Genomic DNA, 8,215 nt, shown 5'->3' on the forward strand with positions numbered 1-8,215 from the left:
GCTAAACCTCTTTCTTCGCGATTTGTCCGTAAGCCTGGCGCAACGCACGGTTTTGCAAATCGGTAGCACCGCGTGTGGAATTCAGAACCAAGCCGACAACGGCAATGCTGCTGGCCGTGCTTTCGACTGGGATCAGGGCGACGTTGGTGCGACGTGCGACGCGACCTTCGAACCAGCGCAAGCTAGTTTCCGTGACCTGACCGATCGTGAATTCCGGAATGGTCTCGAACCCGTAAGAACGCTGCAAGGGCGTCGCGCGTGTCTCACGCCCGACCGAATGCGGACCCATATGCAGTTCCAGATCCTGTGCCATGGCCAGAAACGATGTCATCTGAGAACTTTGGCGCAATTGCAGCAGGATAGGCTGAACCAACGGTGCCAGACGACCGACGCCGAACCCTTGCAGACCAATCCGTATGGCAGACATGCCGGGCAGATAACAACCCTGTGCGTCCCGACGCAGCATTCCTTCTGCTTCAAGCGTCGCGGTGTGCCGGTAACCACTGCTGGCAGGCAACCCTGCCGCCCGGATCAACCCCGCCGGAGAGCCATGCGCTTCATGTGCGGGTGCGTTCAGTAGGGCCTGGAAGACGTCAATTGCACGTTCATAGGCGGATTGGGTCATGCTGTAGCGCTCCCTTTGATGGATCGTTTTTCCAGGCGCAAGGCTGGACCTTGCGAGAGAATGGCATCATCTGGCAAATCCCAGGCGACATGCAGTTCAGCCCAGCCATCGGCCTTGACCGAGGGTGTTTCCAATCCTCGCGGCAAAACGATCTGAACGGGCTCTTCTACGCGCTGCGGAACGGTGTTTCCGGCAAGAATATCCAGTGCCAGCCCCAGCGCCCGCGCGCCCATACTGGCCGGGTAGTCCAGTGCAGCCATCGGCGCCTTGTGATGCAGGCACAGTTTGTACATCTCATTCAGGTCCCCGCCGGTGTGAGCCGGGATATCAAAGCCGCCATCCAGGAACCGTTTGACTGAACCCACCCCTTGCAGACCACTGTCACACCAGACCCCGTCCGGCGGTCGGCGTGCCTCGGCCAGCACCTTGTCGATGGCGTCATACCCACCTGCTTCGGTCCAGTCGGTATAGCTGACGTTTTCAACCCTGATGCCCGGAAACTCCGAGAACACTGCAAGCGCGGCCTGTTGTCGTCTCAGCGCCGGGCTGGCCCCGTCCAGCCCGCTCAGCATCCACACCCGACCCTGACCCGACAGAGTTTCGGCCATCCACAGGGCGCTTATACGTCCGATCCTGTTGTCCGATGCCGTGACAAATGAAACAAGCGAAGACCTGTCATTTGGCCGGCGGTCAATCGCAACAATCGGCAAGCCCTCAGCGGCAAGCTCTCCGAGACGATCGCTGAGGGCCTTGTCGTTGACCGAAGTGATGGATATCAGCAGCAGGTCAATCCCCTGCCCTACAAGCTCATCTATCTGGGCAAGCTGCAAAGCGGGATCATCCTGCGCATCCAACACGATCAGCGCTTCGATCTGCGATTGCGCAATCCGTTCCGCGTAAAACAAACTTTGCAGCATGGCGCGGCGCCAGGCGTTGCTTGTGGAGGCGTTGGAAAAACCGATGCGGTATGGTGCTGCGCGCTGATATTGGCTGGCATCGACAGTCCGCACCAGCGTCGGGTCCCACTCCAAATCAGGAATATTGCCCAGCGTTCCGTATCCCTGACCACCCGGTCGCGCCGACAGCTTTTTCACTTCCGAGGGTTCAGGCACCTCCAGCGCGGCAAAAATCATCTGCCGGGCCTTTGGTCCCAACCTGAGAAACCCATGGTCGAAGCGTTCCAGCCAGCCTGTCGCCACCATCGCCCGTAGAAGACCAAAACCAGTGGAACGGGTAACGCCCAGATCTTCTAGGATGTCATGCGTGCGACGCGGGGTGTTTCGTGCGTCGAACCCTTTCAGGATCGCCGCGATGCGCTGCACGTTTGATTTGTCATCCTGAGACATGGGCGCCTTCCCGATCAGCTCTGCGACCGTTTCATGTAAACGGCTGCGGCGAGGATAATCAGAGTACCCTTGATCACCAACTGCAACTCGATCGACAAGCCAAGGATGACGACGATGTTGAACAAAGATACCAGGATCAGCGCCGCCAGTAACACGCCAGGCACCGAGCCTTTGCCACCCGACAGTGCCGCGCCGCCGATTACGGCTGCTGCGATACTGTCCAGCTCATACCCGCGGCCCGTCCAGTTATCGACGATGCCGACATAGCCAACAAGGAACAGCCCCGCGATAGCAGCCAGCACGCCCGAGATGACAAAGGCCATAACAACCAACAGGCGGGTTGGCGCACCGGTCATGTACGCGGCTTCCGGGCTGTCTCCGTAGAGTTTCAGGCGACGGCCAAATACGGTTCTTTCCAGCAGCCAGTGCATCCCGAAACCCACGATAGCCAAGGCGATCAGCGCAACAGGGACGCCAAAAATGTCGCCCGTTGCGAGCCAACGGAAAGTGTCCGGCAATGTCCCGCCCGGCGCGCCTTTGGTGTAGGCAAAGCGAACACCTTGAAGCACGATCATGGTGGCAAGAGTCGCAAGGAACGGGGTCACCTTTCGAAAAGCCACAAGGTAACCATTAATAGCGCCAATGAACGCGCCCAACAACAAACCCACGATGAAGATCACCGGCGTCGAGTCGATCAATGAGGTCGATAGAACTGCAACCGTTGCCATAATCGAAGCGACCGACAGATCTAGACCGCGGACGATAATGACGATCATCTGACCAATGACCACAAAGCCCAGCGGCGCGGCCTGGATCAGAATGTCTTTCAGGTTCGCAGGTGTCAGGAACCGAGGAGACAAGGCTGTTGTTACCGCCCAGATCACGGCGAGGAAACCCAGCAGGATCAGCAGCTCTCGCCGTTGGGTCGCGCGCACCGTATTGCGGTTGGGTTTGGCTTTTTCAGGGTTGGTGGCGGTCGCGGTCATGACTTGCCCTTTCCTGCAAAGAATGAAACGGCGGCGATGATGATCAGACCTTCGGCGATCCACTGGTAGTAGCTGGAAATATTCATGAAATTCAGAACATTCGCCAGGAACGCAAGCAGGATCACAGCCAGCGCGGTTCCCAGAACACCGCCCTTGCCTCCGGCCAGCAACGTGCCGCCAACAATCACCGGTGTGATCGAGCGCAGATCGAACCCAACGCCTGCGCGCGGGTCTCCGACGCCAAAACGCCCGGTCATGTACATCGCAGCTACGCCGCAAAGCAGACCGGACAGAGCGTAGATCACAACTTTGGTCTGTTTAACCGGCAGGCCAGATACGGCGGCAGCGGCCTCGTTATCGCCAATGGCATATATGCGGGTGCCAAAGGTCGTGCGCCACAGCATGAACCCGATCAGCAAATACAGCGCGATGACGAACATCATGCCATAGGGCATCACGCCAAGGCGGCCATAGGTAAAATCCTCAAAGAACAGCGGAACCGAGCCCGACGGCTGTCGGGTGATCAATAGCGCAGCGCCTGCCAGAATCGTCGAGGTACCCAGCGTGGTGATCAGTGGGTGTACGCCGACATAGGCCGTGATACCTCCGTTAATCATGCCAATGAGGATGCCGAGTGCAACGACCGCGGCCATCGCCAGCAATAGGGTCCCCGTCGTATCTCCGGCAATGGCGGCAAACACCACGCAAAGGAAACTCAGTGCTCCGGCATAGCTGAGGTCGATGCCGCCGGAAAGAATGACGATGGTTTGTGCCAAAGCGACAATCGCAAGGGCAACCATCTGATCCTGCACATTGGCCATGTTGAGCGGGGTTGCGAAACGGTCCGAAGCCGAAATGCCAATCACGAAGACAATGGTAATTAGGGCGACAACGACCAGATGAACAGGCTGGGCGCGTGTAGCGCGGGCGATCGTGCTCATGCTGCTACTCCGTGATGGGTTGAGGTTTCGGCAGCGGCCACAGTGATGATCGCCTCTTCAGTGATCTCGTCTCCGACCAACTCTTTCGCCAACTCTCCGTCGCGCATGACATGAACGCGGTCACACAGCCCCACGATCTCGATCAGTTCCGATGAGATCACCAATAGGGCCATGCCTTCGTCCGCTAATTCACGCAGGGTTTTGTAGATCTCGGATTTTGCGCCGACATCGACGCCCCGGGTCGGCTCGTCGAGGATCAACAGCTTCGGTCGGTTCTCAAGCAAACGCGCGATCAGGACCTTTTGTTGATTTCCGCCCGACAGCGCCGAGATCGGCAGGCCCACGTGGTCAACCACCACGCCGCGGCGGTCTTTCAGAATGACTGCGCGGCGCTCTTCATGCCCCGGCGGAATGGCGTTGTGATGCACGCCAAAACCGGGCGTTGTCGCCGCAAAGTTCCGCGCAACCGAGGAGTTCAGGAACAACCCGTCATCCTTGCGGGATTCCGTCAGCATCAGAATACCCGCCTCGATACAACCCGCCGGATCGCGATGGGGCATCGGCTCGCCCATCAGGGTAACATCACCGGTCGAGGGGGCAGCACCGAACAGAGCCAGCGCCAGTTCAGTCCGACCCGAGCCGACCAGACCCGCGAGCCCGACGATCTCACCGGCGTGGACGTCCAGTTTGGCGGGCGGAAGGTGCGGAGCCACAATTAGGTTGTCCACCTCCAGCACCTTCTCACCCGCCGTTGGGTTCGCGGCCTTGTGCGGGAAGAGGTCACCAAGCTCGCGCCCCACCATGGCAGCAATCACACTGTCATGGGTGTAATCCGAGGTCGGCCCTTTCGAGGTCACGACCCCGTCCTTGATCACCGTGATATCGGTGCAAATCTCAAAAATCTCGTCCAGACGGTGCGAGACGTAAACCAACCCCATCCCTCGTTCCCGCAGGTCGTTGATGATGCGGAACAGGTGCTTGGTCTCGTTCTGGCTCAGCACGGCTGTAGGTTCGTCCAGTATCAGAACCTTGGCTTCAACCCGCAGCGCCTTTGCAATCTCAACCATTTGCTTATCGGCAACGGACAGGGTTTCGACCAGATCGTCGGGGTTCAGAGAAATCCCCAGATCGTCCAGCAACGCCTGCGCGTTGCGCTTCAATGCCTTGCGATCAATGAGGCCAAATTTGGTGCGTGGCTCAGACCCCAGATAAATGTTCTCGGCAATCGACAGCGCGCCCAGAACCGAAAATTCCTGATGCACAACCGCAATTCCAGCGTTCAGGCTCTGGCGCGGATCAGACCAACCCGCTTCACGGCCCTCGAATTCCACATGCCCGCCGGTCGGTGTATAAAGCCCGGTCAGCAGCTTGATCAGGGTCGATTTCCCGGCTCCATTCTCACCGCATAGTGCGACTGAATGGTGGCCATGAACTTCGAACTCAATCCCTTTGAGCACTTCGTTGGGGCCAAATGACTTGCTGAGGCCGCGTGCGGCCAAAAATGGCTGTGCCATTGTTTTCTCCTCCCGTGGTGGCGGGGCGATGCGGTGCCGCCCCTGCCTGCGTTGATCCCGTTTACTTGGGATAGACTGCCGAGAAGGTGGCTGGGTCATAGTCAGCTCCAACGCCCGAGGACATGATGACCGAGCCCGGCTTGTCCATCAGCGCGTAATCCGCGACGAACACATCCGCCTGCACGGATGGGGTTTCATGGCCTTCAGACACAACAACCTGTTGGTTTACTTCGATCCGCTTCGGAATGCCCTTCCCGTCGAGCACGTCGAACAGAATCTCAAACGCGCGCGCACCCATCGCTGGCGGATAGTCGATGCCAACCATCGGCACATCGTTGTTCACCGACAGCTGATACATCGCGTTGAAGTCACCACCGGTATGCGGCGGGATGGATCCGGCCTCGTATCCAGCGGCCAAGAAGGCTTCAATCGAGCCCGAGCCTTGCAGACCCGAATCCGCCCAGACACCCGAAATCTCATCACCATATTTTTGGATCAACGCGGACATGATGGTCTTGCCATTGGCAGGCGACCAGCTGGTGTATTGGGTTTCCAGAACCTCCAGCTCGGGGAACTGGTTGAACACTTCCATTGCGGCCTGAATGCGTGCCTCGGCTGGGGATGCGCCTGCCAGACCGCCCAGCATCACGACTTTGCCTTTACCGTCCAGCTTTTCAGCCAACCACTGCGCAGAAATGCGGCCAAGTGCTTGATCCGATGCAGTTACGAAGCTGATGAAGTTTTCATCCGATGGTACCGAGCGATCGACCAGAACCACCGGGATGCCCTGACGTTTGGCACGACGGATAACCGGGTCCATCGCCTCGGCCGTAGCAGGTGAGATCAACAGGATGTCAACGCCTTGCGCAATCAAGTCCTGTACATCGGCGGCCTGTTTGCTGGGATCGTCATTGGCGTCGGTGATGATAAAGCGGCTCAACTTGTCGGCGTTCCGCTCGGCTGCCGCTTCGATACCATGCAACATCGCCACGCGCCACGGATTCGAGATCGAGGCGTTCGAGAAGCCAATCGTATAAGGCCCCTCTTTCTTGTACTCAGCTGCGTCATAGATTTCCGACGCGCCCGGGTTCCACAGAAAGGTGCGTGGCACCCCTTGATATCCATCCGCCATCGCCGATCCGGCAAACAGCCCCAGAGTCGCGGCGGCTGCCGCGGTTTTCAAAATACGCATGCGTTTCCTCCCTAACGTATTGATTTTATTCGGCAGCGCGGATCAAGCCGCCTGCATTGATCCCAGTCCGGGGATCTTTGAACATCACCCCGTCTTTCATGATCATCGACAGGTTGCCCTGGTGCTGAACCAGGCTCACGTCCTTGGTTGCGTCGCCTTTAACCAGCAGAAGGTCAGCCAAAAAGCCCTCTTTGACCTGACCGATCTGGTCCTCCATCTGCATCAGCTGTGCGCCAACATGCGTGGCACAGCGCAACGCTTCGACGGGCGAATATCCGAAATAGCGCACGAAATGTTCGATATCGCGAGCGTTTTGGCCCATCGGAGTAACCGCGAAACCGTAGTCTCCACCGACCGCCACGCGCAGACCGCGCTTTCGGATCTCATGATAGGTGGCGCAGGTTGCGTCGAATTTGCGAAACAAATTCAGTTCTTCGGCGACTTCTTTTGTGATACCTACCACCTCACCTTCGCGGGTGGCGTTGTGAACAAGACCAAAGGCGGGGCCAAGGATGACGCGATCCTTAGCTTCTTCGAGCATGTCCAACGCTTCCTCATCGGCGAAATCGCAGTGATAGATGCAATCAACCCCGTGACGCACTGCCATTTTGACGGACTCTGAAGACCGGGCGTGTGCCGCAACCGTCTTCCCGTATTTCCGGGCTACAGCCATGAAAGCGGCGAGTTCATCATCTTCCAGAGGCGTGACTTCAGCCCTTGCGAAAGAAACGAACTCATCGCCCGAAATGTTGATCTTCATGTTGTCGACATTGTCGCGCACGCATTCCCGCGCAACTCGGCGCATCTCTAGGGGGCCGTCAGCAACCAACCCGAAGCTTTCCTGGTAGATGTGGCGCTTCCGCTCGTCTCCCAAGCCTGCAGTCGTCGTGATCTCGGGACTCGAGGCACGCATACGCGGACCGTCCAACATCCCTTCGTTGATCGCATCACGTGCTGTAACCCCGAGCATTGGTTTGGCTGAGGCCGCTTCGAAAATCGACGTAAACCCGTGGCTCAAAAGCAACCTTAAGTTCTGGGCGGTCAACAACATGTGCTGTTCAGGGCACAGCTGACCAAGCTCCCATGGCTCGCCTACGCCAGTAAAACTGGGATGACAGTGACCCTCGACCATGCCCGGCATTAGCGTATGCCCAGTACCGTCAATAACCTCGCCTTGCACCTCTGAAGAGACGTCTTCGCCTTTGGTGATCGAGGTAATCTTGTTTCCGTCAATCGTAACAGTTCCGGGATAGCGCGTCTCGGATAGACCGTCCCAAATCTGCGCACCTGTAATAGTGATTTGTGCCATGTTTTCCTCCCTGCCCGCTTGAAATCAATCTTCGCGGTCGGGGAAATCGTGCATCAAATCCTAATCTTTATTTAGGGCAGATAGATTAACGAAACACCATATATTGGACGTTTCCAAAATAGAGGGCAACTTAGTTAATTAGATGAGAAATGAGAGTGATTGAAAATCATGCCTGTGCGTTAAGGCAGATCCTAGGGTCAGGACCCATTGATTTCCGCGTTGGTGCATGATTCACGGTTCGAAAAACGAGCGGTGACCATGTCTGATCTTTTCTGGCTCACGGATGCGCAGATGGCGCGTCT

The 8,215-nt window shown here is 57.6% G+C and carries 7 protein-coding genes; all 7 read right to left on the bottom strand.

Going from position 1 to position 8,215, the window contains the following annotated elements; translation table 11 throughout:
• Nucleotide 1 precedes the first annotated feature (1 nt).
• Entirely contained in the window at nucleotides 2–625 is a 624-nt protein-coding gene (locus tag AC2FNU_RS12165; RefSeq protein ID WP_496788412.1) for a helix-turn-helix domain-containing protein, read from the bottom strand.
• Complete coding sequence (locus tag AC2FNU_RS12170) at nucleotides 622–1,971, bottom strand: substrate-binding domain-containing protein (RefSeq protein WP_496788414.1); 1,350 nt, start codon at nucleotides 1,969–1,971, stop codon at nucleotides 622–624. Before AC2FNU_RS12170 ends, AC2FNU_RS12165 begins: the two co-directional genes overlap by 4 nt.
• A 14-nt stretch (nucleotides 1,972–1,985) precedes the next feature.
• Entirely contained in the window at nucleotides 1,986–2,957 is a 972-nt protein-coding gene (locus AC2FNU_RS12175; protein ID WP_480800186.1) for an ABC transporter permease, read from the bottom strand.
• The gene (locus AC2FNU_RS12180; RefSeq protein WP_496788417.1) at nucleotides 2,954–3,898 is read right to left on the bottom strand and encodes an ABC transporter permease; all 945 of its coding nucleotides are present in this window, start codon (nucleotides 3,896–3,898) and stop codon (nucleotides 2,954–2,956) included. Before AC2FNU_RS12180 ends, AC2FNU_RS12175 begins: the two co-directional genes overlap by 4 nt.
• Nucleotides 3,895–5,412, bottom strand: a complete 1,518-nt coding sequence (locus AC2FNU_RS12185; RefSeq protein WP_496788419.1) for a sugar ABC transporter ATP-binding protein — start codon at nucleotides 5,410–5,412, stop codon at nucleotides 3,895–3,897. The genes AC2FNU_RS12180 and AC2FNU_RS12185 overlap by 4 nt, the downstream gene beginning before the upstream one ends.
• 61 nt (nucleotides 5,413–5,473) lie before the next feature.
• On the bottom strand, nucleotides 5,474–6,604 hold the full coding sequence (locus AC2FNU_RS12190) for a substrate-binding domain-containing protein (protein ID WP_496788421.1): 1,131 nt from the start codon (nucleotides 6,602–6,604) through the stop codon (nucleotides 5,474–5,476).
• Between the two features lie 25 nt (nucleotides 6,605–6,629).
• The gene (locus AC2FNU_RS12195) at nucleotides 6,630–7,913 is read right to left on the bottom strand and encodes a metal-dependent hydrolase family protein (protein ID WP_496788423.1); all 1,284 of its coding nucleotides are present in this window, start codon (nucleotides 7,911–7,913) and stop codon (nucleotides 6,630–6,632) included.
• Nucleotides 7,914–8,215 lie beyond the last annotated feature (302 nt).

This window comes from Ruegeria sp. BHSB064 (assembly GCF_059613205.1).

Coding starts and splice junctions, on each gene's coding strand:
- AC2FNU_RS12180 (WP_496788417.1), bottom strand. CDS start 3,898: ATGAGCACGATCGCCCGCGCTACACGCGCCCAGCCTGTTCATCTGGTC.
- AC2FNU_RS12190 (WP_496788421.1), bottom strand. CDS start 6,604: ATGCGTATTTTGAAAACCGCGGCAGCCGCCGCGACTCTGGGGCTGTTT.
- AC2FNU_RS12165 (WP_496788412.1), bottom strand. CDS start 625: ATGACCCAATCCGCCTATGAACGTGCAATTGACGTCTTCCAGGCCCTA.
- AC2FNU_RS12185 (WP_496788419.1), bottom strand. CDS start 5,412: ATGGCACAGCCATTTTTGGCCGCACGCGGCCTCAGCAAGTCATTTGGC.
- AC2FNU_RS12170 (WP_496788414.1), bottom strand. CDS start 1,971: ATGTCTCAGGATGACAAATCAAACGTGCAGCGCATCGCGGCGATCCTG.
- AC2FNU_RS12195 (WP_496788423.1), bottom strand. CDS start 7,913: ATGGCACAAATCACTATTACAGGTGCGCAGATTTGGGACGGTCTATCC.
- AC2FNU_RS12175 (WP_480800186.1), bottom strand. CDS start 2,957: ATGACCGCGACCGCCACCAACCCTGAAAAAGCCAAACCCAACCGCAAT.